Source organism: Kitasatospora sp. NPDC089913, assembly GCF_044748625.1.
Taxonomy (GTDB): Bacteria; Actinomycetota; Actinomycetes; order Streptomycetales; family Streptomycetaceae; genus Kitasatospora.
Genome location: NZ_JBIVGI010000043.1, coordinates 1 through 22,192, shown reverse-complemented (window position 1 = coordinate 22,192; position 22,192 = coordinate 1). Strand labels below are relative to the sequence as shown.

The following is a 22,192-nucleotide window of genomic DNA, read 5'->3' as shown; positions in this document are numbered from 1 at the left end:
CACTGCCACGCCGGGGTCGGGGCTTCTGTCGGATCGGCCGGTGAACGTAGGCTTCGCCCCATGCCCCTTTACGCCGCGTATGCCACCAACCTCGATGCCCGGCAGATGACCCGCCGCGCCCCGCACTCGCCGCTGCGCGGCACGGGCTGGCTGTCCGGCTGGCGGCTGACCTTCGGCGGCGAGCACCTCGGCTGGGAGGGCTCGCTGGCCACCGTGGTGGAGGACGAGAAGGACCAGGTCTTCGTCTCGCTGTACGACGTGTCGCCGATGGACGAGGAGGGGCTGGACCGCTGGGAGGGCGTCCAGCTCGGCATCTACCGCAAGACCAGGCTGCGGGCGCAGACCCTGGACGGCGACGTGCCGGTCTGGACGTACGTGCTCAACGACTACGAGGGCGGCCTGCCGGCGGCCCGCTACCTGGGCCTGATCGCGGACGCGGCGGAGAGCGCCGGCGCCCCCGACGACTACGTGCTGGACCTGCGCCGCCGTCCCTGCTGAGACCTCTTTGGAGATTGCTCCGGGTCGCGGCACCGTTCCGCCGCCCCGGAGCTGTACGTTCACGCCATCCGGGTAACGATCCGGCACGTCGTACCAGGATTTTCTACGCGCGTAGCCATTTCCCGTCTATCCTCGGACGTGTGAACGCATCTCCTCAGTCGGTCGTCTCCGCCGACCCCTACGCCGCCGCCCAGGCCGCCGCCGAGCGCCTGCGCGAGCTGACCGGTGCCGAGCGCCACGACGTCGCCCTGGTGATGGGCTCCGGCTGGGTGCCGGCCGCCGACGCCCTCGGCGAGACCGTGGCGGAGTTCCCGGTCACCGACCTCCCGGGCTTCCCCGCCCCCGCCGTGGCCGGTCACGCCGGCACGATCCGCTCGGTCCGGATCGGTGAGAAGCGGGCCCTGATCTTCCTGGGCCGCAACCACTACTACGAGGGCCACGGGGTCGCCACCGTCGTCCACGGCGTGCGCACCGCCGCCGCGGCCGGCTGCGCGACCATCGTGCTGACCAACGGCTGCGGCGGTCTGCGCCCGACCTGGGTCCCCGGCCAGCCGGTCCTGATCAGCGACCACATCAACCTGACGGCGGACTCGCCGATCGTGGGCGCCAACTTCGTCGACCTCACCGACCTCTACTCCAAGCGGCTGCGCGAGCTCTGCCGCGAGGTGGACCCGACCCTGGACGAGGCCGTCTACGTCCAGTTCCGCGGCCCGCACTACGAGACCCCGGCCGAGGTCAACATGGCCCGGGTGATCGGCGGCGAGCTGGTCGGCATGTCGACCACGCTGGAGGCCATCGCGGCCCGTGAGGCCGGCGCCGAGGTGCTGGGCATCTCCCTGGTCACCAACCTGGCGGCCGGCATGACCGGCGAGCCGCTCAACCACGCCGAGGTGCTGGAGGCCGGCAAGGCCTCCGCCGAGCGGATGGGCGCGCTGCTGGCCAAGGTCCTCGAGCGGATCTGACGCCGGGGCGACAGCGACATGAGCGACGGGGCCCGCGGACGGGCGTGATCCGGTGATCACAGCCGCCCGCGGGCCCCGTCCGCGTGCCCGGGTCCGACACGCCGCCGCCCGGGGGGCCGCGGACACCGCGTCCCGCCGCCCGCGCGCCGTACGTTTCGTCCCGCACCTCCCGCTCCTTCCGCTGCTCCCGCTCCTCCCGCATCCCCCGTCCCGTCCGCCCCGCTCCGCACGACCGGCGGGCCCCGCGCGACCCCGTGGGCCCCGCCCGGACCGGCGCACCCCCGCAAGCACCGCACGGCCCCGTAGAACCCCGCACCGCCGGTACGCCCGTCCGAGCCACCACGTCCCGCCCGCACCCGGCGTCCCCGTCCGAGGACGCCCCGCGGCACCCTCCGGCCACCGCCGCCCGACCCGCCCGACCCGCTGGGTCCGGTCCGGGCCGGCCCGGTCCGGAGTCACCTCCCGGCCGACCACCGACGCACTTCCCGATGGAGCTGCAGCCATGACGCAGGCAACCACCACCGACCTCCTCGCCCGGGCCCGTACCTGGCTCGCCGAGGACCCGGACCCGCAGACCCGCGAGGAGCTCGCCGCGCTGCTCGCCGACGCCGAGACCCCGGACGCGGACGCCAACGCCAAGCTCGCCTGGTCCGAGCTGGCCGACCGCTTCGCCGACCGCCTCCAGTTCGGCACCGCCGGCCTGCGCGGCGAGCTCGGCGCCGGCCCGATGCGGATGAACCGCGCCGTGGTGATCCGGGCCGCGGCCGGCCTGGTCGCCTACGTCAAGCGGCAGGGCCTCGGCGACCTGGTCGTGATCGGCTACGACGCCCGCCACAAGTCCTACGACTTCGCCCGCGACACCGCCGCCGTGGTGGTCGGCGCCGGCCTGCGCGCGCTGCTGTTCCCGCGCCCGCTGCCCACCCCGGTGCTCGCCTTCGCGGTCCGCCACCTCGGCGCCGCCGCCGGTGTGACCGTCACCGCCAGCCACAACCCGCCGCAGGACAACGGCTACAAGGTCTACCTGGGCGACGGCTCGCAGATCGTGCCGCCGGCCGACGCGGGCATCGCCGCCGAGATCGACGCGATCGGCTCGCTGACCGAGGTCCCGCTGGCCGCGGACGGCTGGGAGACGGTGGACGAGTCCGTCGTCGAGGCCTACCTCGACCGCGCCGCGTCGATCGTCGACCCGCACACCGCGCGCGAGCTCGACGTCGTCTACACCCCGATGCACGGCGTCGGGCGCGACACCTTCCTCGCCGCCATGGACCGGGCCGGCTTCCCGGCGCCCACCGTGGTCGCCGAGCAGGCCGAGCCGGACCCCGACTTCCCGACCGTCGCCTTCCCCAACCCGGAGGAGCCGGGGGCGATGGACCTCGCCTTCCGCACCGCCGCCGAGGCCGGCCCGGACATCGTCATCGCCAACGACCCGGACGCCGACCGCTGCGCGGTGGCCGTCCCGGCCGACGGCGCGGAGGGCTGGCGGATGCTGCGCGGCGACGAGGTCGGCGCGCTGCTGGGCGCCGCGCTGGTCTCCAAGCGGGCCACCGGCACCCTCGCCACCACCATCGTCTCCTCCACCCTGCTCGGCCGGATCGCCGAGGCCGCCGGGCTCGACTACGCCGAGACCCTCACCGGCTTCAAGTGGATCTCGCGCGCCGAGGGCCTGCGCTACGGCTACGAGGAGGCGCTCGGCTACTGCGTCGACCCGCAGGGCGTGCGCGACAAGGACGGCATCACCGCCGCCCTGCTGGTCGCCGAGCTCGCCGCCACCCTCAAGCGCTCCGGCCGCACCCTGACCGACCTGCTGGACGACCTGGCGCTGGAGCACGGCCTGCACGCCACCGACCAGCTGTCCGTTCGGGTCGAGGACCTCTCGGTCATCTCCGACGCCATGCGCACCCTGCGCGAGCGGCCGCCGACGACCCTGGCCGGGCTCACCGTCACCCGCGCCGACGACCTCACCGCCGGGTCCGCCGAGCTGCCGCCGACCGACGGCCTGCGCTACTACCTGGCGGGCGACGCCGTCCGCTCGGCGCGGATCGTGGTCCGCCCCTCGGGCACCGAGCCCAAGCTGAAGTGCTACCTGGAGGTCGTGCTCCCGGTCGCCTCGGCCGCCGGGCTCGCGGACGCCCGCGCCCGGGCCGCCGAGCTGCTCGCCACCGTCAAGCGGGACCTCGCCGCGGCGGCCGGCATCGCCGGCTGACACGGCCGTACGTACGAGGAGGGCCCGCCGGCAGTGCCGGCGGGCCCTCCTCGTACGTGCGGACGCGGGCGGGTCAGACCGCGATCACGGTGATCAGGGCGATCAGACCGGCCACCGTCGGAGCGATGATCCACCAGCACCAGCGGACCACGACCGGTCCGGCCGCGTCGGGGCGGGAGGCGTTGCGCTCGGCCATGTCCTGGAGGACGCCGACCACCTGGTCGGACCAGGCCCGGTTCGGGTCCGTGGAGCCCTGCACCCCGACCCCGGACGGCGTACCGCCCGCGCCGAAGACCATGCCGAGCCGGGAGCTGTGCGCCTGCCCGCCGCGCTCGCGGGCCCGGGCGGCGCGCTTGCGCTGGCGCAGCGACACCGGCACCGCCCACACCTGGTACTTCTTGCCCTCGGCGAGGAGTTCGACCGAGTACCCGGCGCGCAGCACGTCCACGGCGGCCCAGGGCGCGACGATCGTGCGCAGCGGGTTGCGGACGACCAGGCGGCGCTCGTCGGCCCGGACGGCCGGGCGCAGGGTGTAGGCGATCACCGGGAGGGCGAACACCGGGACGGCGGCCAGCGACACCCACGGTGTCTTGCCGCTGCCGTTGAGGGCCGCGTCCCCGATCAGCCAGGCCGCGACGGCCAGCAACAGCACCCCGGAGATCACGCCGGGAACGGAGCGGTACACGCGGTCGGCGTACACGGGCTCCCCATCGGAACCGGCCGGGCCCGGTCGGGGCTCGCCGTGGGATTCGGTCATGTCGACGATTCTGCCCCATGGCCCGCGCGATCCACAGGGGTGACGATCACGGTTGCCGGGGCACGGAGATCTCGGTCCGGCATCGATGCGCGGCGCCTCTGGCGATTGACTACGCGCGTAGATATGCTGGTGTGGTGACTATGTCCACTCTTGCAGCCAATGCCCCCGGCGTCGCGGGCAGCGGTCTCGAGGACGTCGCGGCGTCCGAGGCCTCGCTCCGTCGCTTCCTGCACGGCCTGCCCGGTGTCGACCAGGTCGGCCTGGAGGCGCGCGCCGCCACTCTCGGTACCCGCTCGATCAAGACCACGGCCAAGGCGTACGCCATCGACCTGGCCATCTCGATGATCGACCTGACCACGCTCGAGGGCGCGGACACGGTCGGCAAGGTGCGCGCACTGTGCACCAAGGGCAGGACCCCCGATCCCACCGACCCGACCACCCCCCGCGTCGCGGCGATCTGTGTCTATCCGGACATGGTCGCCACCGCGAAGGCGGCGCTCCGGGGCACCGACATCCAGGTCGCCTCCGTCGCCACCGCCTTCCCCGCCGGGCGCGCCGCGCTCCCGGTCAAGCTCGCCGACACCGCGGACGCGGTCGCCGCCGGCGCCGACGAGATCGACATGGTGATCGACCGGGGAGCCTTCCTCTCCGGCCGCTACCTGGACGTGTACAACGAGATCGTCGCCGTCAAGGAGGCCTGCCGCCGCCCCGACGGCAGCTACGCCCACCTCAAGGTGATCTTCGAGACCGGCGAGCTGCAGACGTACGACAACGTGCGCCGCGTCTCCTGGCTGGCGATGCTGGCCGGCGCCGACTTCATCAAGACCTCGACCGGCAAGGTCGCCGTCAACGCGACCCCGCCGGTCACCCTGCTGATGCTGGAGGCGGTCCGCGACTTCCGCGCGGCCACCGGCGTCCAGGTCGGCGTGAAGCCCGCCGGCGGGATCAAGACCACCAAGGACGCGATGAAGTACCTGGTGATGGTCAACGAGACCCTCGGCGACGACTGGCTGAGCCCGCACTGGTTCCGCTTCGGCGCCTCCAGCCTGCTCAACGACCTGCTGATGCAGCGCCAGAAGCTGACCACCGGACGGTACTCCGGTCCCGACTACGTGACGGTGGACTGAGAATCATGGCCAAGAACACCAAGAAGACCGAAGCGCCCGCGGCCTCGCCGCAGGCCCCGGCCGAGCCGGCCGGCAAGCCGGCGGGCGGCCTCTTCGGCTACGCCCCCGCCCCCGAGTCGCCCGCCGCGGCCGGCGACATCGCCAGCTCCTACGGCCACTTCATCGGCGGGCAGTTCGTCGACTCCTCCGGCGGCGAGGCGCTGAAGACGGTCAACCCGGCCACCGAGCAGGTGCTCGCCGAGTTCGCCCGCGGCACCGCCGAGGACGTGGACCGCGCGGTCGCCGCCGCCCGGGCCGCCTTCGCCGACTGGTCGGCGCTGCCGGGCAGCGAGCGCGCCAAGTACCTGTTCCGGATCGCCCGGATCATCCAGGAGCGCAGCCGCGAGCTGGCCGTGCTGGAGTCGATCGACAACGGCAAGCCGATCCGCGAGACCCGCGACGTCGACCTGCCGCTGGTCGCCGCCCACTTCTTCTACTACGCGGGCTGGGCCGACAAGCTGGACTTCGCCGGCTACGGCCCCAACCCGAAGCCGCTGGGCGTGGCCGGCCAGGTCATCCCGTGGAACTTCCCGCTGCTGATGCTGGCGTGGAAGATCGCCCCGGCGCTGGCCACCGGCAACACGGTCGTGCTGAAGCCGGCCGAGACCACCCCGCTGACCGCGCTGCGCTTCGCCGAGATCTGCCGCCAGGCGGGTCTGCCCAAGGGCGTCGTCAACATCGTCACCGGCGACGGCAGCACGGGTGCGGCGCTCACCGCGCACCCGGACGTCAACAAGGTCGCGTTCACCGGCTCGACCCCGGTCGGCCGGGCGATCGCCAAGCAGGTGGCCGGCACCCGCAAGAAGCTCTCGCTGGAGCTGGGCGGCAAGGCCGCCAACATCGTCTTCGACGACGCGCCGCTCGACCAGGCCGTCGAGGGCATCGTCAACGGCATCTTCTTCAACCAGGGCCACGTCTGCTGCGCGGGTTCGCGCCTGCTGGTCCAGGAGTCGGTCCAGGACGAGCTGCTGGACGCGCTGAAGCGCCGGATGGGCACCCTGCGGGTCGGCGACCCGCTGGACAAGAACACCGACATCGGCGCGATCAACTCCGCCGAGCAGCTGGCCCGGATCACCGCGCTGACCGACGCCGGCGAGGCCGAGGGCGCCGAGCGCTGGTCGCCCGCGTGCGAGCTGCCGGGCACCGGCTTCTGGTTCCGGCCGACGCTGTTCACCGGCGTCAGCCAGGCCCACCGGATCGCCCAGGAGGAGATCTTCGGCCCGGTGCTGTCGGTGCTGACCTTCCGCACCCCCGACGAGGCGGTCGCGAAGGCCAACAACACCCCGTACGGCCTCTCCGCCGGCATCTGGACGGAGAAGGGCTCGCGCATCCTCTGGACGGCCAGCAGGCTCAGGGCCGGCGTGGTCTGGGCCAACACCTTCAACAAGTTCGACCCGACCTCGCCGTTCGGCGGTTTCAAGGAGTCGGGCTACGGCCGCGAGGGTGGCCGGCACGGTCTGGAGGCCTACCTCGATGTCTGATGTCGTGAGCCGTCTTGATGTCCTCAAGACCTACAAGCTGTACGTCGGCGGGAAGTTCCCGCGCTCCGAGAGCGGGCGGGTGTACGAGGTGACGGACGCGAAGGGCGAGTGGCTGGCCAACGCGCCGCTCGGCACCCGCAAGGACGCCCGCGACGCGGTCGTCGCCGCCCGCGCGGCGGTCAAGGGCTGGTCCGGCACCACCGCGTACAACCGCGGCCAGGTGCTGTACCGGGTCGCCGAGATGCTGCAGGGCCGGCGGGAGCAGTTCGCCGCCGAGGTGGCGCTCTCCGAGGGCGTCGGCGCGAAGAAGGCCGCCGCCCTGGTGGACGCCGCGATCGACCGGTGGGTCTGGTACGCGGGCTGGACCGACAAGGTGGCGCAGATCGCGGGCGGCGCCAACCCGGTCGCCGGTCCGTACTTCAACCTCTCCACCCCGGAGCCGACCGGCGTGGTCGGGATCGTCGCGCCGCAGGCCGGTTACGGTCACTCGCTGCTCGGCCTGGTCTCGGTGATCGCCCCGGCGATCGCCACGGGCAACACCGTGGTGGTGGCGGCCGCGGCCGACGCGCCGCTGCCCGCGCTGTCCCTGGGCGAGGTGCTGGCCACCTCGGACGTCCCGGGCGGCGTGGTCAACATCCTGTCCGGCCGGACCGCCGACATCGCGCCGACCCTGGCCTCGCACCAGGACGTCAACGCGCTGGACCTGACCGGCGCGATCGCCGCCGACGGTCCCGGCGCGGCGGGCGGCCTGGAGGTGCTGGCCGCGGATACCCTGAAGCGGGTGATCCGACCGGAACCGGACCCGTTCGCCCAGGACTGGACCAATGCTCCCGGAACGGACCGGCTACTCTCGTTCCTGGAGACCAAGACGGTCTGGCACCCGATGGGTATCTGACCTACGGTCCCCCGGGAGCTGCTACGCTCCGTGACCGCGAGTCGGTGACAACTCCACAGACTGGCCGTCCCCCGTGCCCTCACCCCCCCAGGGCCCGGACGGTCACAGGACGGACCCGCGCCTCTCCCCCCCTGGCGCGGGTCCGTCGTACTTCCCGGGCCCGCCCGTCGGCGCCGTTGCCCCGGCCGCCGCGGCCGTCGACTTTCGTCGCACCGGGTCGAGCCGTTCGACGCTGCCGCCGCCCCGGAGCGGCCGCGCAGACTGGGGCCGACAACCGCGCACCGAGGGGGAGAACGTCCGTGGGAGAGCTGGTCGGCGAGTTGATGGCCCTGTTCGCGGACGGGTTCCTGCGCACACTGGGGGTGGCCCGTACCAAGCGCCGGCTGGCGGCCGGGCGGCCGGTCCGGATCCCCTGCTCGGCCCGCGCCGACGGCCCCGGCGGGCGGGCCGACGGCCCCGGCGGGCGGCCCGACTACGTCGCCGGGAAGCTGCGGATCACCCCCGGTGCCCCGCTCGTCGTCTTCACCGCGCGCGACCGCGACCCGCTCGAGCTGGCCGTCGGCGGCACCTTCGAGGCCCCCGAGCCGGACGTCTGGCACGACCAGGACTGGGCCGCCACCGCGTACCGGGCGCCCGGCGCCGATCACCCGGTGTACCTCCAGGTCGACAGCCGGTACCTGCCGCTGCTGCACGCCTCGCTCCTCGCCCCGGCGGTCGCGCGGGCGGTGTGATCCGCGGGGTTTCGGCATCGGGCCCCGATGCGTCAGACTGGTGTCCCGTGAGTGACTCCCCGCTGAACCCTGTGCCGACAGCCCCTGCCCGGGTGATCCTGCTCTCCGGGCCCTCCGGCTCCGGGAAGTCCTCGCTCGCCGAGCGCAGCGGCCTGCCCGTGCTCCAGCTCGACGACTTCTACAAGGACGGCGACGACCCCAGCCTGCCCCTGCTGCCCGACGGGGCGGTGGACTGGGACTCCCCGCTCTCCTGGCACCGCGACCAGGCCCTGGCGGCCATCCGCGCCCTGTGCGACACCGGCCGGGCCGAGGTGCCGGTGTACTCGATCCCGGCCAACGGGCGGGTCTCCACCAGGGTGCTGGAGCTCGACGGGGCCACCGCCTTCGTCGCCGAGGGCATCTTCGCGGCCGAGATCACGGCCGACTGCGCCGCGGCGGAGCTGCTGGGCGACGCGCTGTGCCTGCGCAACGGCGCGCTCACGACCGCCTGGTGGCGGCTGCGCCGGGACGTCCGCGAGGGCCGCAAGTCGCTGCCCGTGCTGGTGCGGCGCGGCTGGCGGCTGATGCGGGCCGAGCGGGGCATCGTCGGCCGCCAGGTCGCGCTGGGGGCGCGTCCGTGCGCCGGGGCCGAGGCCGAGCGGCGGATCCGGGCGGCGGCCCGGGCCGGGGAGCTCTCGGCGGTCTGAACGACGGCCGCCCCTCGCACGGGTGCGCCGGGCACGCGGAACGGCGGAGACCGGGACAGCGGGCACGCGGAACGGCGTAAACACGGAACGGCGGAAACGCGGAACGGCGGGCCCGGTGCGTCTCCCCCGCACCGGGCCCGCCGCCTTCCCCGGACGGTCACGGCTCCCCCCTGCGCCGCCGCTCCCCCGAGCCGGCGCCGCCTGGTCCGTTTCCGTCCTGCTACCCGTCCCCCGACGGGAGTCCATTCCCGGTCGCGTTACGCGACCAGCTCGCCGAACGCCCGGATCGTGTCGCCCGAGGTGTTCAGCTGCTCGTCGTCGCGCAGCCGGCGCAGCGCGCGCCAGATGCTGCTCTTGACGGTGCCGACGCTGATGCCGAGCACGTCGGCGATCTCCGGGTCGGTCTTGCCCTCGTAGTAGCGGAGCACCAGCATGGTCCGCTGGTTCTCCGGCAGCTTGGCCAGCGCCTGCCAGAGCACGGCGCGCAGCTCGGTGCCGCCCATCGCGTCGGTGTCGCCGACCGTCTCCGGCAGCTCCTCGGTCGGGTACTCGTTGACCTTGCGGCGCCGCCAGGCGGAGATGTGCAGGTTGGTCATGGTGCGGCGGAGGTAGCCCCCCACCGCGGCCTTGTCGGTGATCCGGCCCCAGGCCCGGTAGGTGCTGAAGAGCGCGCTCTGCAGCAGGTCCTCGGCCTCGTAGCGGTCACCGGTGAGGTGGTAGGCGGTGGCGTAGAGGGAGGCGCGGCGCTCCCGCACGTACGCGGTGAACTCCGTGATGTGGTCCTCCGCGACCGCCGGGCGCTCGCCCTGCGCCGCGGTGAACGCCGCCCCGCCCGCCGTCCGCTCGGTGGTGCGGGCCGCCGCGGGGTTCAGCCGCAGCAGCGTCGCACCGGCGGCCTCGCGGCCGGCCGACTCCCCCGAGTCGGCCTTCCGCAGGCCCGTTCCCGCGATTCCCCGGTTCCCCGCCGGGGTGTCCGCGCCCTCGACGCGGACGGGGAGGATCCCCCGCAGCGTCAAGGTCGCGGCGGAGTCGGCCGTGTTCCCCCGGTGGCCGATCCCGTACAGCTCCCCCGTCCTGCCGCCGCCGCTCACCCGGCGGGCGACAGTGCTTGCACCCGTGCTGTGCGCGCACCCCCGTGCGATCACGGCACCGGAGACCTCCTCGGCCCCGGTCTCGAAACGGCTCCGGTGGGCGGTCGCTGACGAACGCGCGGTCCGGACGGCCGGGTTGGTCCGGGTCTGAAGCGTGGCGTTCATCGTGCGCCCCCTCTGGATCGGTTCGAGCGGTTCCGTCGCCGCCGTCCAGTGGGCCGATCGGCCCGCTGTCCTGCGGCGACACGGAAAATCCTGCCCGCCGGTTGTGATGGCGCTGTCCGTCGACTGTCACAGGGCTGTCACAGGCCCGGGGCTTTCGTCCCTGCCGCTGTCCCGCCGTTGACGGACGCCGGTGGCGGGCATTCCGGTTCCCGGTCGCGCGGCGGGCGGGGCGGGTGCGACCCCCGAGCGGACAGTGGGGGGTGATTCGCCGCTCCGGGTGAGCCAGAATGAGGCCGTGCCTTTCCTCCTTCTGATCGAGGACGACGACGCCATCCGCACCGGCCTCGAACTCGCCCTCACCCGCCAGGGCCACCGCGTGGCCACCGCCGCGTCCGGCGAGGACGGCCTGAGGCTCTTCAAGGAGCAGCGGCCGGACCTCATCGTGCTGGACGTCATGCTGCCCGGAATCGACGGCTTCGAAGTGTGCCGCCGGATCCGCCGCACCGACCAGCTGCCGATCGTCCTGCTGACGGCCCGGTCCGACGACATCGACGTCGTGGTCGGCCTGGAGTCGGGCGCGGACGACTACGTCGTGAAGCCGGTGCAGCCCCGCGTGCTGGACGCCCGGATCCGGGCCGTGCTGCGGCGCGGCGAGCGGGAGAGCTCGGACTCGTCCGTGTACGGGACCGTGGTGATCGACCGTGCGGCGATGACGGTCACCAAGGACGGTGCGGACCTCCAGCTCACCCCGACCGAGCTGCGGCTGCTGCTGGAGCTCAGCCGGCGGCCCGGGCAGGCGCTGTCCCGGCAGCAACTGCTGCGCCTGGTCTGGGAGCACGACTACCTGGGCGACTCCCGGCTGGTGGACGCCTGTGTGCAGCGGCTGCGGGCCAAGGTCGAGGACGTGCCCTCGGCGCCGACGCTGATCCGCACCGTGCGCGGGGTCGGCTACCGGCTGGACCCGCCGGCGTGACCGGCCCGACCGACGCACCCGCCCACCTCCGTCCGGCGCCGGCGATATCCCGCCGCGCGCGCTGACGGCCTCCGTAACGACAGGCTCCTGTGACTGACCAACAGACGACGGCCCGGTTCTCCTCCGGCCCGTGGCGCCGCCTGCGCTCGTTGCGCGTGCGGCTGATCGCGGTGTTCGCCGCGGTCGCGCTGACCACCGCCGTCTCGGCGTCCGGCATCGCGTACTGGCTCAACCGCGACGCGGTGCTGAAGCGGGCCCAGGACACCGCGCTCAACGACTTCCGGGTCTCGCTCAGCCGCAACGTGTCGAACCTGCCGCTGAACGCCACCTGCGAGGACCTGAACACGCTCGCGAGCACCGTCGCCAGCTCCGGCCTCAGTTACGACGTGGTGGTGGCCGATCCGGCGCTGCCGAACTGCGTCGCCTCGTCCAGCTCGGCGTCGTACACGATCGCCAGTGTGCCGGCCGCGCTGCGGACGGCGGTCGGCAAGCCGCGCGAGATCACCGAGTCCAACCCGTACACCTACCACCTGTACTGGCAGCGGCAGAACCTCGACGGGCGGCCGTTCGTCATCGGCGGCACCAAGGTGGTGACGACCGGCCCGACCGCGTACATGTTCAAGTCGCTGGAGAACGAGCGGGCCGACCTGAACACGCTCGGCTGGTCGCTGGCGATCGCCACCCTGCTGGCGCTGATCGGCTCGGCGCTGCTGGCGCAGGCCGCGTCGGCGACGGTGCTGCGGCCGGTCAAGCGGCTGGGCGACGCGGCCCGGCGGCTCGGCGAGGGCCATCTGGACACCCGGCTGGAGGTCGAGGGCTCGGACGAACTCGCCGACCTGGCGCGGACCTTCAACCGGACCGCGGAGTCGCTGCACGGGCAGGTCGAGGAGCTGAGCGCGCGCGAGGCGCAGAGCCGGCGGTTCGTCGCCGACATGTCGCACGAGCTGCGCACCCCGCTGACCGCGATGACCGCCGTGACGGACATCCTGGAGGACGAGGCGGAGTCGCTGGACCCGATGATCGAACCGGCCGTGCGGCTGGTGGTCAGCGAGACCCGGCGGCTCTCCGACCTGGTGGAGAACCTCATGGAGGTGACCCGCTTCGACGCCGGCACCGCCAAGCTCGTCGCCGACGAGGTGGACATCGCCGACCTGATCATGTCCTGCATCGACGGCCGGGCCTGGTACGACGCGGTGGAGGTGGACGCCCCGCGCGGCATCCTGGCGGTGGTCGACCCGCGCCGGCTGGACGTCGTCTTCGCCAACCTGATCGGCAACGCGCTGAAGCACGGCGGTTCGCCGGTGCGGGTGCGGGTGCGCGAGGAGGGGGACACCGTGGTCGTCGCGGTGTCGGACAGCGGTCCCGGCATCCCGGAGGACGTGCTGCCGCACGTCTTCGACCGCTTCTACAAGGCCGACAAGGGGCGGGCCCGCTCGGAGGGCAGCGGCCTGGGCCTGTCCATCGCGATGGCCAACGCGCAGATCCACGGGGGGTCCATCACGGCCGCGAACGGCGAAGTGGGGGCGGTGTTCACGCTGACGCTGCCGCTGACCCAGCCGCCTCCGCCGCCGTCCGCCGACACCGCCGAGGAGAGTGCCCGGTGACCCGAGGAGCGAGCCCGCTGCGGCGCCCGTTCGCCGCCGCCGCGCTGGTCGGGCTGGCCGTGCTGGCCGCCGGCTGCGGCATCCGTCCGACGGCCGTCCCGGTCGACGCGGGTGCGCCGGCCAGCCGGACCGCCTGTCCGACGGTGGCGCGGATACCCACGGCCCCGAGCACGCCGTCCGGCGCGGTCGGCGGCCCGCCGCAGGCCGCGGCGGCGCACGGCGCGCCGACACCCACCGCCGCGGCGCACCCGGCCCCGCCGGGCGGCTCGGCGTCGCCCTCGCCCTCGGTGGTGGCACCGACCGCATCGGCCGCATCGGCCGCTCCGACGGGGCCGGCGGACAACGTGTTCGGCGCGCTGCCGTCGCCGTCGGCCTCGACCACGGCGCCGCCCTGCCGGTAGGCGGGCGGTCGGCGGTTCGGGGTCCGTCGGCTTCCGGGCCGGTCGCCTCCGGGCCGGTCGCCTTCGGGCCGGTCGCCTTCGGGCCGGTCGGCGCAGGTGCGCGGTCAGCGGTTCGTACGGGCGGGCCGCCGGGGAGTTCACCCGGCGGTTCCGCCCGGGTCGGGGACCCGTCCCCGGCGCGCGGCGCAAAGTTCGCACCGGGTGTGGAACCGTCACGCCGCCGGAACACGTCCTTCCCCCCGTGCAGCGAGATGGCACCAGGACACGCGGGGAGCGTGCCGACGTGCGGACCGAGACCGGACGGGCGACGGCCGTCCAGCACCATCGGCGTCGACTACGGGCGGTGGGACTGTTCGGCCTCGCCCTCCACCTGCTGCTGCTGGGCTGGCTGGTGCTGAGACCACTGCCGGTGGCCTGGGTCTACGACGCCAACCTGACGCCACTGGCCTCGCTCCGCTTCTCCTCCGCGGGCCAGTTGCTCGGCGAGCTGCTGCTGCCCGCCCCGCTCGGCGTCCTCCTCCCGCTCGCCGGCGGCCGGCTCGGGACCCCCTGGCTCCCGTCCTTCCTGCGCACCACCGGCGCCTCGGCCCTGCTGGCCACAGCACTGGAGTTCCTCTCCTCGTGGGCGCCCGGGCACGTGCTCAACGTCGACCACATACTGCTCGCCGTCGCCGGTGTCGCGGCGACCCACCTCGCCCTGGTCCCGGCCGGCCGGATCCTGCTCCTGCGGCGCGACGCGGGCCTCCAGGATCTCGGCCGCACCGCGGAGCCGGACCCCGCTCCGGCTGCGACCCCGGCCCCGGCCTCTGCCTCGGCTGCGACCTCGGCCCCGACTCAGGCTCAGGCTCAGGCTCAGGCTCAGGCTCAGGACAGCGTGACCGTCACCGTCCCGACCCCTGCCAGGGCCGCCGCCACCCCGGCCGCGCACCCCGGGCGGAAGGCCGAACCCCTGCTCAGCCTCGGTTCGCCGGGCCCCGCCCGGCGGAGCTGAGCAGCACCCGTTCCCGGGCTGCCGGGACGCGCTACCGGTCCGCGCTACCGGTCCGCGCGGCGGACCCGGCCGCCGACCTCGACCAGCCCGTCCCCGAGGAGCCCGGTGACGAGCTGCGAGCCACGCCCCTGGGTGATCGTCAGCCCCCGGCCCAGCTCGGCCGTCAGCAGGAGCGCGGCCGCACCGGTCGCCTCGTCCTCGTCGATGCCGTCGCCCCGTCCCGGGAAGGCCCGGGCGCGGACCGTGCCCGCCGCCTCGTCCTGCCAGGCCCAGGCATAGATCCACTCGCCCGGCGGCGGCACCGCCAGCCCGTCGACCTCGGCCGCCGTCGCGTACCGGCGGAGCGTGCGCGGCGGCGCCCAGGCGGCCGGAGCCGCGACCCGGGTGAACCCGCCGCCGTGCCGCACCCGGACCACGCCCGCGGCGGTGACCAGCCGGTCCACGCCCAGCAGCCAGGCGGCGCCGACACACGGGTGACCGGCGAACGGGAGGCGCAGGGTCGGGGTCCGGATGTCGATCGCGCCGCGCTCCGGGTCGTCGACGAACACCGTCTCGCTGAAGCCGAGCCGTCGCGCGATCGCCTGCCGGTCCGCGTCGTCGGGCACGGCCGCGCCGTCCCGGACCACGCCCAGCGCGTTGCCGTGCGTACCGTCCGGCCCGCAGAACACGTACAGCACCTCGTGGTCGGCCATGCCGCGGTCACTCCTCGTCCGATCGGGTCCGCGCGGCGGTCGCGCGGCGGTCGCGCAGGCCGGTTGGCACCCTCCGGCCGGACCTGCGGGTCCGGTCGGCTCAGCGCGCCGCGGGACCGGCGGCCGGGCCCGGCGCGGGCCGGACGGCCGGAGCCGCCCCCGGCCGCGCGCCCGGACCGCCCGCCACCGGGTGCGGGCCCGCGCCCGGGCCCCCGGCGGGGAGTGGCGTCCGGGCGGCCGCCGGGCGGGTCCGCTGCCGCCGGTGAGCCACCACCAGGGTGCCGATGCCCATCGCGATCGAGGTGGCGCCGGTGATCGCCATCGGGGTGTTGGTGGACGAGCCACCGGTCGAGGCGAGGTCCACGGACGGCACCGGGGGCGCCGCCACGGTCACCGTGACCGCCGGAGCCGGGACGGCGGCCGTGCTCGGCGGCGTCTGCGTGACCTCCGAGGCCGGGACGGCCGCCGGTGTGCCGCTCGGGTCCGCCGACGGCGTGACCGCCGCCAGTCCCACCCCGGGGGCGGTACCGGTCGATGCGGGCGGTTCGGCGGCCGGGGGCGCGGCCGGGGCGGACGGCGAGCCGCCGGCCTCGGCGGACGGGGTGCTCGGCACGGCGGACGGGGACGGCGCGGCGGGGGCGGCCACGGTGATGTCGACCGCCGAGCCGGCGGCGGGCACCCCGGCGCCGGTACCGACCGCCGGCAGGCTGCTCCCGGTCGGCAGCAGCGACAGCACCCCGGCCGGGGTGTCCTGGGCGAACGCCAGCCGCACGTTCAGCGTCCGGGACTCGCCGTCGCGCAGCCGCACCAGCGAGGCTTCCCGGTCACCCGTGCGCAGCGTCAGCGTCAGCCGCCCGGCGGCGCCCTGACCGCTGTCCACGGCCGGCAGCCACTCGCCGTCGGGAGCCCGGAACTCCAGCCGGACCGCCTCCGCGCCGGGCAGGGCCTTGCCCCGGAAGGTCAGTTCGGGCAGGAACGCGACGTCCTTGCCGCTCCGATTGGTGAGCGTCAGCCGGAACGGCTTCGGCTCGCCACCCGCGGTGAACGAGCCGGGCACCGCGTCCAGGCCGAGGTAGGGCACACCGGGCGCGGGGGCGGTCGTCGGCGCCCCGGTGGGGCCGGCCGCGGCGAGTGTGAACTCCCTGGGCTGGCTCGCCGCTTCGGTGATCCGGGTCTCCGGCGGCAGGGTCGGGTCGGCGACCGTCGCCGTGAACCCGCCGGTGGCCCGGCCGGCGGGCGCGTCGGCCGTGGCGGCCAGGCGCAGCCGGTACGTCGCGGAGGCCCCGGCGGGCAGGCTCAGCCGGGTGGCGAAGGTGTCGAGGTTCCAGCCGGCGCCGGTACCGGCGCCGGGGGCGGGGGCGGCGGGCTTCCAGGAGGCCCCGCCGGGGGACTGGTAACCGAGCACGAGCTGGTTCTCACGGATCCCGGCATCGACGTTCGCGACGACGAAACCGGTGGTGACGTCGACGGCGTGGTCGGCGGAGTTGCGCAGCGTGGCGGTGAACTCGGCGGCCGGACCGCCTGCGGTCAGGGTGCCGGGGAAGCCCGCGACGGTGATCGTCACCGGGCTGCGCCGCTCCTGGGTCCCGACCGGCCCCGGGGTGCCCACCCCGTTGGGGGCACCGAGGACCGCTCCGCCGGTACCGCCGGAACGCGACAGCGCGGCCGCACCGGGGGCGGCGGTCAGGGCCGCCCCCGAGACCAGGGTGGCAGCGGCGGCGAGGGCCAGGGATCTGCGGTGCTGAATACGCACGGGGGACCTCACGGAAGGAAGGCGGGCGAACCCGACGAACCCGGCAGCAGGGCGGTTTCGCCGAGGTGGGAGGCCGCTCCGGGACTCTCACCCGGGTCGCTGCTTCGCCCCCCAACCACCAGCGACGGGCGCATCATATCCGAACGCACGGACGCTTCCTGAGCGGTTTTCAAGGGGTGGAAGGGAGGTTCTCCGGGCGGATTCGGCGATGACACCGTGACGAAATCGTGAGGACGGATGTCGTCCCGCTCCAGTACTGTCCCCACTCGTCCCCCGGCGGCCGCCCGTTCGCGTCCGCCCGACCCCGGCAACAACAGGAACCACTCGTGAACCTCGACTTCGACGTCGACCCGCTCTTCTCCTGGTACGTCGTCCTGCTGGCCGTCAGCGGCATCGCCCTGCTGGTCATCGGCGCCGTCAACCTCGGCGGCCTGAAGCTCGGCTGGCGCGCCCTCAACGTGCTCGCCGGCCTCGGCTTCACCGGCTACGCGTACTACCTCGCCTTCGTCTTCGAGGGCACCAGCTACGTGATCTTCTTCAAGGCGTTCATCCTGCCGGTGCTGCTGATAGCCAACGCGGTGAAGGCGCTGGTCACGCGCTCCCAGGCACCGGCCGCGCCGCCCGTCCCGGCCGCCTCGCCGTACCAGCACCAGGGTGCGCCGTACCCGCAGGGCGGCCAGTACCCCCAGCCGGCCGCGCCCTTCCAGGCCGCCGCCCCGGCAGCGCCCGCGTCGCCGTACCAGGCCGCGGCCCCCGTCGCCCCGGCCGCCCCGTACCAGCCGCCGTACCAGCCGCCGGCTCCGCCGCAGGGCTGATCCGTCCCCACCGGCCGGCGCCCCTCACCAGGGCGCCGGCCGGTCCCGCTTCCGTCCCCCTCGGTCCGCACTACGCTGCGCGGTGCGGCCGGGTACCGGTCGCCGACGACGGAGGGGGTGCGGACCGTGGAGACGTACGACCTGGTGATCGTGGGCGGCGGGCCCGCGGGCTGCGCGGCGGCCGTGATGGCGGCGAGCGTCGGGCTGCGGACGGCCCTGGTCGAGCGGCGCGAACCCGGCGCCACCCTGCGGCGCGTCCCGGCGGTGCAGAACGTGCTCGGCTTCGCGACCGGCACCGCCTTCGCCGACGCCGTCGCGGCGGACGTCCGGCGGGTCGCCGACTCCTGCGACCTCCTGCTCGGCACCCCGGCGACCGAACTGCACGCCGACGACGAGGGCGTGACCGTCCACCTCGCCGCCCCGGGCACCACCGTGCGCGGCCGGTACGCGATCGTCGCCACCGGCGTCCGCGCGGCCCGACCGGAGGAGACCGCCTGGCTCAGCTCCACCGTGGACGCCCCGCCGCCGCTCTGGGAAGCGGACGCCGCGCTCCTGACCGGCCGCCGCACCCTCGTCCTCGGCGCCGACCGCCCCCTCGGCACCCTGCTGCGCGCCCACCCCGACGCCGCACTCGACCTGCTCGTCCCGCACCCGGCCACCGACGCCTACAAGGCCGACGAGGTCCGCGACGATCCGCGCGTCACCCTGCTGGAGCTGGACGCCCTCGACCTCCGCCGCTCCCCCGAAGGCCACGTCACGGCGGGCGGCCTGGGCGCCTTCGCCCCCGACACGGTCTTCGTGAACCTGGGCGTCCGCCCGGCCGCCCTGCCCGGCACCCTGGTCCGCACCGAGGACGGCTACTGCCCGCCCGACCGCCAGCACCCCCGCGTCCTCACCGCCGGCGACCTCCGCTCGGCCCGCGGCCAGCGCATCATGACCGCCACCGGCTCCGGCGCCGACGCCGCCCTGAAGGCCTACTACACCCTCCGCCTGCCCGGCTGACCTGCCGTGGAGCGGGAAGTCGGCGGGCCCGACTTCCCGCTCCCCGCAAGATCTTTAGGCGAGAACAGGAATAGTCGCCTGTTCGGATGGTCACCCCACGGTCGCCGCGCGTAACGTCACCCCCGGCTTGTTCAACCAGGCGCACCCACAAGGGGGTTCACCATGACCGGTAGGCCGGGACTGATCCGCCTCACCCGGAGCGGCAGCGGCGAGGGATCGGGCGAATGCGGATCGGACGACTGCCCCAACGTCTACGCGACCGGCGAGGGCTCGTTCGTGGTCCAGGGCAGTACGTTCACGGGCTTCCGCGCGCCCGACGGGGAGTCGCTCGTCGAGATCCCCGAGGAGACCCTGCGGGAGGCGTTCCGTGTTCTTGGATGGTGACGACTGGCGGGCGTACTTCGACGCCATGGAACACGACGCCTGGCGGCTGGAGACCCTCGACGTCTACACGATGCCGCAGGAGGAGGAAGGACTCCGCCGCTTCCTCACCGGCGAACCTCTCACCGCCGAGGCGACCGCCGCGTGGACGGCACGCGTCCGGGGATACCGGGAGACCGGCCGGAGTATCGGCCGTGTCCATGTACTCACGCGCCCCCTGACGGACTATTTGCACTACGAGTTCGCGCACTACCGCCACAACGTCGGGGCCGGGGAGGACATCAGGATCCTCGACCTCACCGACCGGCCGAATCCCGGCCTGCCCGACCGGGACTTCTGGCTCTTCGACGACCGCCGCGTGGTGCTGATGAACTACCGCCGGGACGGCACCCAGATCAACCGCCAGGTCCACGACGGCGATTCCGCCCCATACTCCGCCTGGAAGCGCCTGGCGATCGCCGAGTCCGTTCCCTTCCTGGAGTACGTGAAGGATCATGGGTGAGTGACCTTCGCCCCTGAGCAGTTGGACCGGTCGAAGGCCGATCTGGCCCGGCTGCTCCGCGATCTGCGTAAGCGAGCCGGTCTCAGCGGAGACCGGCTCGCTCGGCGTTGCGGCCTGTCCCAGAGCACGATCAGCAAGATCGAGACCGGGCGGAAGACGCCGCGCCTCACCGAGGTGGAATCCATTCTCCGCGCGCTCGGAGTACCACCTGGGCCGGCCGAGGAAATCATGTCCCTCGCCAGGGTCGCGAACACCGAGTGGCAGGGCGTCCGCGCCTCCCTGCGTCGCGGCCTGGAGAAGCGGCAAACCGAACTGGCCGCGCTCGAGACGTCGGCGACCGTGTTCCGCTACTTCCTGCCTGCGATGGTCACCGGACTGCTGGCCACACCCGAGTACGTGCGGGCCGGACTCGCACATTCCCCCGGCGACACCGCGTCCGTCGTCGCACGGAAGCTGGAACGGCAGGCGGTGCTGTACGACACCTCCAAGTCGTTCACCTTCCTGCTCACGGAGCAGGCTGTGCGATGGGCAGTGGTGCCGCCGATGGCGATGTCCGTACAGGTCGAGCGCCTGGTCGCACTCTCCCGACTGCCGAACGTGCGCATCGGGATCGTCCCGAACGGCGTAGTGACCGGCCGGGGCCCGATGAACACCTTCACCGTCTACGGCGAGCATCTGGCGACCGTGGAGACGTTCACCGGAAGAATAGTCTTCCGGGACTCCCGGGACATCTCCGAACATCTTGCCATCTTCGCCCTGTATGAAGGAATGGCCATTTTTGGCGCGGCTTCCGACGCCTTCCTGTCCACAGTCGCCAACGACTTCAGGAACGGCATTTAGTCGGTAACAGGAATTCTCTTGAAAGTTCTGAGGGGGCGCTTCTAGCGTGATCCGAGAAACTTCCCGACGAGAGGAGTTCCGGCATGAGCACCCCCTTCCCCGGCCCCGGTCCGACACCGCCCGAACCCGGCACCGGCCCCACACCCGACCCCATGCCCATTCCCGGCAAAGCCTGACCCGACAGGACGGAGACCGACGACATGGGCGAGCACGGCGACGGCCAGGACGGGAAGACCGGCGATCAGCAGCAGTCTCCGAAGGAGTCGGACGGTAGATGGACTCGTCCGGTCCCTCCGCCGGGACCGGACGAGAAGAAGAAGTAGGCATCCGTGCACAGGTACGCGGAGGTGATCGCCGGACTGACGACGTCCGGCACCCTGGAGGCAGCTTGGCGGGGCGCGTTCGAACGCGCCCCGCGCCACGTCTTCGTCCCGAACACCATCTGGCTTCCCGACGAGCACAGCCTGTCCGGCTATCGGCAGGTCACCCGGAGTCGGGAACCCGATGCCTGGTGGGACGCGGTGAACACCGACGACTCCGTGGTCACGCAACTCGACGACGGTGCGAGCGGCGGCCCGGGAGTGCCGACCTCGTCCGGCTCCATGCCGTCCCTGGTGGCAACCATGCTGAGGGAGTTGGCCGTCCGGAAGGGGCACAGGGTCCTCGACGTGGGCACCGGGACCGGGTGGACGAGCGCCCTGCTCGCCGCCCGTCTCGGCGGCGAGCAGGTCACCACCATCGAGATCGATCCGGTGGTGTCGGCCGAGGCCGGACGGAAGCTGGAGGCCGCTCACCTCGCTCCCCGTCGGGTGGTCGGGGACGGACTCGGCGGCTGGAGCCCTGAAGCGCCCTACGACCGCATCCACTCGACGGCGGCCGTCCGGATGATTCCCCCGGCATGGATCGAGCAGACGGCTCCCGGCGGGGTCGTCGTGACGCCCTGGGGAACACCTTACGCCAACGCGGGGTTACTGCGCCTCATCACAGAAGGAGCGGGGAGAGCGGCGCACGGGCGATTCGTCGAGAACGCCTCCTTCATGTGGATGCGTGCCCAGCGGCCGCACGCGGTGGCCGCGCCGGCCCCGGGCATGACGAGGGCCTGCGCCTCTCCGATGGACCCGGCGTCGGCGGAGGAGGACGTCCACGCCGCCTTCGCCATCGGCCTTCGGGTGCCGAATGTGCGATCCGTTCACCGTTGGGACTGCGCCGACCCGGGAGCCACTTACCGGATCGAACTCTCGGACGGCCTCGGCTCGTGGGCGTCCGCCCGCTATCGGAACTGGGCGGACGAAGGGGCGGTGCAGCAGGCAGGACCCAGGCGGCTCTGGGAGGAGGTCTGCCGGGCCCGTACGTGGTGGCTGGAGCGGGGGCGCCCCGAGCTGACGAGGTTCGGGCTCACCGTACGGCCGGACGGCCGACAATACGCGTGGCTGGACAGCCCCGGGCATCCGGTCGGGGACACCACGCGATGACGTGCGAAGTGGGGGGGGGGGGGCGGGGTTTTGGGTTTTGGCCACGGGCCGGGGCCTGATCGTGCGGGGTGTGGGGGTGGGGACGGGGGTGTTGGTGGTGTTCGTGCCCTGTTTGGGGTTGGTGGACAACT

The 22,192-nt window shown here is 73.8% G+C and carries 22 protein-coding genes; 18 read left to right on the top strand and 4 right to left on the bottom strand.

Annotated elements, in window-relative coordinates; genetic code table 11:
• The first annotated feature begins 60 nt into the window (after positions 1–60).
• The 3 genes from ACIPYS_RS37445 (at position 61) to ACIPYS_RS37435 (ending at position 3,663) form a co-directional block, all read left to right on the top strand.
• Positions 61–498, top strand: coding sequence for a gamma-glutamylcyclotransferase (locus ACIPYS_RS37445; RefSeq protein ID WP_030393425.1), 438 nt, complete (start codon positions 61–63; stop codon positions 496–498).
• Between the two features lie 140 nt (positions 499–638).
• Positions 639–1,460 carry a purine-nucleoside phosphorylase gene (locus ACIPYS_RS37440; RefSeq protein ID WP_093861815.1) on the top strand — a complete coding sequence of 274 codons (822 nt, stop codon included), beginning with the start codon at positions 639–641 and terminating at the stop codon, positions 1,458–1,460.
• A gap of 502 nt (positions 1,461–1,962) precedes the next feature.
• A complete protein-coding gene (locus ACIPYS_RS37435) occupies positions 1,963–3,663 on the top strand; it encodes a phospho-sugar mutase (protein WP_400754717.1) in 1,701 nt (566 codons plus the stop codon).
• Between the two features lie 73 nt (positions 3,664–3,736).
• Here the strand turns inward: ACIPYS_RS37435 and ACIPYS_RS37430 are convergent, their stop codons facing one another.
• The gene (locus ACIPYS_RS37430) at positions 3,737–4,420 is read right to left on the bottom strand and encodes a PH domain-containing protein (RefSeq protein WP_093861813.1); all 684 of its coding nucleotides are present in this window, start codon (positions 4,418–4,420) and stop codon (positions 3,737–3,739) included.
• Positions 4,421–4,560: 140 nt separating this feature from the next.
• On the opposite strand from ACIPYS_RS37430, the gene deoC reads away from it, so the two are divergent.
• From deoC to ACIPYS_RS37405, 5 genes are all read left to right on the top strand, one after another.
• The gene (gene deoC / locus ACIPYS_RS37425; protein WP_030393421.1) at positions 4,561–5,547 is read left to right on the top strand and encodes a deoxyribose-phosphate aldolase; all 987 of its coding nucleotides are present in this window, start codon (positions 4,561–4,563) and stop codon (positions 5,545–5,547) included.
• 5 nt (positions 5,548–5,552) lie between these two features.
• Positions 5,553–7,067 (top strand): aldehyde dehydrogenase family protein, encoded by a 1,515-nt coding sequence (locus ACIPYS_RS37420; protein ID WP_231977751.1) that lies wholly within the window; start codon positions 5,553–5,555, stop codon positions 7,065–7,067.
• Complete coding sequence (locus ACIPYS_RS37415; RefSeq protein WP_093861812.1) at positions 7,060–7,962, top strand: aldehyde dehydrogenase family protein; 903 nt, start codon at positions 7,060–7,062, stop codon at positions 7,960–7,962. The genes ACIPYS_RS37420 and ACIPYS_RS37415 overlap by 8 nt, the downstream gene beginning before the upstream one ends.
• A gap of 299 nt (positions 7,963–8,261) precedes the next feature.
• Entirely contained in the window at positions 8,262–8,693 is a 432-nt protein-coding gene (locus ACIPYS_RS37410) for a hypothetical protein (RefSeq protein ID WP_093861811.1), read from the top strand.
• A 47-nt stretch (positions 8,694–8,740) separates the two neighbouring features.
• Complete coding sequence (locus ACIPYS_RS37405; RefSeq protein ID WP_093861810.1) at positions 8,741–9,379, top strand: ATP-binding protein; 639 nt, start codon at positions 8,741–8,743, stop codon at positions 9,377–9,379.
• A gap of 257 nt (positions 9,380–9,636) precedes the next feature.
• Here the strand turns inward: ACIPYS_RS37405 and ACIPYS_RS37400 are convergent, their stop codons facing one another.
• Positions 9,637–10,329, bottom strand: coding sequence for a SigE family RNA polymerase sigma factor (locus tag ACIPYS_RS37400; RefSeq protein WP_400754780.1), 693 nt, complete (start codon positions 10,327–10,329; stop codon positions 9,637–9,639).
• A 601-nt stretch (positions 10,330–10,930) separates the two neighbouring features.
• Here ACIPYS_RS37400 and ACIPYS_RS37395 point away from each other — a divergent pair.
• The 4 genes from ACIPYS_RS37395 (at position 10,931) to ACIPYS_RS37380 (ending at position 14,604) form a co-directional block, all read left to right on the top strand.
• Positions 10,931–11,608: a response regulator transcription factor gene (locus ACIPYS_RS37395; RefSeq protein ID WP_045938110.1), complete on the top strand. Its 678-nt coding sequence runs from the start codon at positions 10,931–10,933 to the stop codon at positions 11,606–11,608.
• 89 nt (positions 11,609–11,697) lie between these two features.
• Entirely contained in the window at positions 11,698–13,212 is a 1,515-nt protein-coding gene (locus tag ACIPYS_RS37390) for a HAMP domain-containing sensor histidine kinase (protein WP_093861809.1), read from the top strand.
• Positions 13,209–13,613 (top strand): hypothetical protein, encoded by a 405-nt coding sequence (locus ACIPYS_RS37385; protein ID WP_093861808.1) that lies wholly within the window; start codon positions 13,209–13,211, stop codon positions 13,611–13,613. Before ACIPYS_RS37390 ends, ACIPYS_RS37385 begins: the two co-directional genes overlap by 4 nt.
• 343 nt (positions 13,614–13,956) lie before the next feature.
• The gene (locus tag ACIPYS_RS37380; RefSeq protein ID WP_400754707.1) at positions 13,957–14,604 is read left to right on the top strand and encodes a VanZ family protein; all 648 of its coding nucleotides are present in this window, start codon (positions 13,957–13,959) and stop codon (positions 14,602–14,604) included.
• A gap of 44 nt (positions 14,605–14,648) precedes the next feature.
• On the opposite strand, the gene ACIPYS_RS37375 is transcribed toward ACIPYS_RS37380, so the two are convergent.
• Both ACIPYS_RS37375 and ACIPYS_RS37370 read right to left on the bottom strand, forming a co-directional pair.
• On the bottom strand, positions 14,649–15,296 hold the full coding sequence (locus ACIPYS_RS37375) for a PhzF family phenazine biosynthesis protein (RefSeq protein ID WP_400754704.1): 648 nt from the start codon (positions 15,294–15,296) through the stop codon (positions 14,649–14,651).
• 100 nt (positions 15,297–15,396) lie between these two features.
• Entirely contained in the window at positions 15,397–17,049 is a 1,653-nt protein-coding gene (locus ACIPYS_RS37370) for a hypothetical protein (RefSeq protein WP_400754701.1), read from the bottom strand.
• A 326-nt stretch (positions 17,050–17,375) separates the two neighbouring features.
• Between ACIPYS_RS37370 and ACIPYS_RS37365 the strand changes: the two genes are divergently transcribed.
• The 6 genes from ACIPYS_RS37365 (at position 17,376) to ACIPYS_RS37340 (ending at position 22,061) form a co-directional block, all read left to right on the top strand.
• Positions 17,376–17,864, top strand: a complete 489-nt coding sequence (locus ACIPYS_RS37365; RefSeq protein ID WP_400754698.1) for a hypothetical protein — start codon at positions 17,376–17,378, stop codon at positions 17,862–17,864.
• 126 nt (positions 17,865–17,990) lie between these two features.
• On the top strand, positions 17,991–18,866 hold the full coding sequence (locus tag ACIPYS_RS37360; protein ID WP_400754695.1) for an FAD-dependent oxidoreductase: 876 nt from the start codon (positions 17,991–17,993) through the stop codon (positions 18,864–18,866).
• Between the two features lie 162 nt (positions 18,867–19,028).
• Positions 19,029–19,250 carry a hypothetical protein gene (locus ACIPYS_RS37355; protein ID WP_400754692.1) on the top strand — a complete coding sequence of 74 codons (222 nt, stop codon included), beginning with the start codon at positions 19,029–19,031 and terminating at the stop codon, positions 19,248–19,250.
• A complete protein-coding gene (locus ACIPYS_RS37350) occupies positions 19,234–19,749 on the top strand; it encodes a DUF6879 family protein (protein WP_400754689.1) in 516 nt (171 codons plus the stop codon). The genes ACIPYS_RS37355 and ACIPYS_RS37350 overlap by 17 nt, the downstream gene beginning before the upstream one ends.
• Entirely contained in the window at positions 19,750–20,589 is an 840-nt protein-coding gene (locus ACIPYS_RS37345) for a helix-turn-helix domain-containing protein (protein WP_400754687.1), read from the top strand.
• Positions 20,590–20,918: 329 nt separating this feature from the next.
• The gene (locus tag ACIPYS_RS37340; RefSeq protein WP_400754684.1) at positions 20,919–22,061 is read left to right on the top strand and encodes a methyltransferase domain-containing protein; all 1,143 of its coding nucleotides are present in this window, start codon (positions 20,919–20,921) and stop codon (positions 22,059–22,061) included.
• The last annotated feature ends 131 nt before the right edge of the window (positions 22,062–22,192 follow it).

What these genes read in the sequence shown, in the direction of transcription:
- ACIPYS_RS37445 (WP_030393425.1), top strand. Translation starts at nt 61, where the DNA reads ATGCCCCTTTACGCCGCGTATGCCACCAACCTCGATGCCCGGCAGATG.
- ACIPYS_RS37435 (WP_400754717.1), top strand. Translation starts at nt 1,963, where the DNA reads ATGACGCAGGCAACCACCACCGACCTCCTCGCCCGGGCCCGTACCTGG.
- ACIPYS_RS37430 (WP_093861813.1), bottom strand. Translation starts at nt 4,420, where the DNA reads ATGACCGAATCCCACGGCGAGCCCCGACCGGGCCCGGCCGGTTCCGAT.
- deoC (WP_030393421.1), top strand. Translation starts at nt 4,561, where the DNA reads ATGTCCACTCTTGCAGCCAATGCCCCCGGCGTCGCGGGCAGCGGTCTC.
- ACIPYS_RS37420 (WP_231977751.1), top strand. Translation starts at nt 5,553, where the DNA reads ATGGCCAAGAACACCAAGAAGACCGAAGCGCCCGCGGCCTCGCCGCAG.
- ACIPYS_RS37415 (WP_093861812.1), top strand. Translation starts at nt 7,060, where the DNA reads ATGTCTGATGTCGTGAGCCGTCTTGATGTCCTCAAGACCTACAAGCTG.
- ACIPYS_RS37375 (WP_400754704.1), bottom strand. Translation starts at nt 15,296, where the DNA reads ATGGCCGACCACGAGGTGCTGTACGTGTTCTGCGGGCCGGACGGTACG.
- ACIPYS_RS37355 (WP_400754692.1), top strand. Translation starts at nt 19,029, where the DNA reads ATGACCGGTAGGCCGGGACTGATCCGCCTCACCCGGAGCGGCAGCGGC.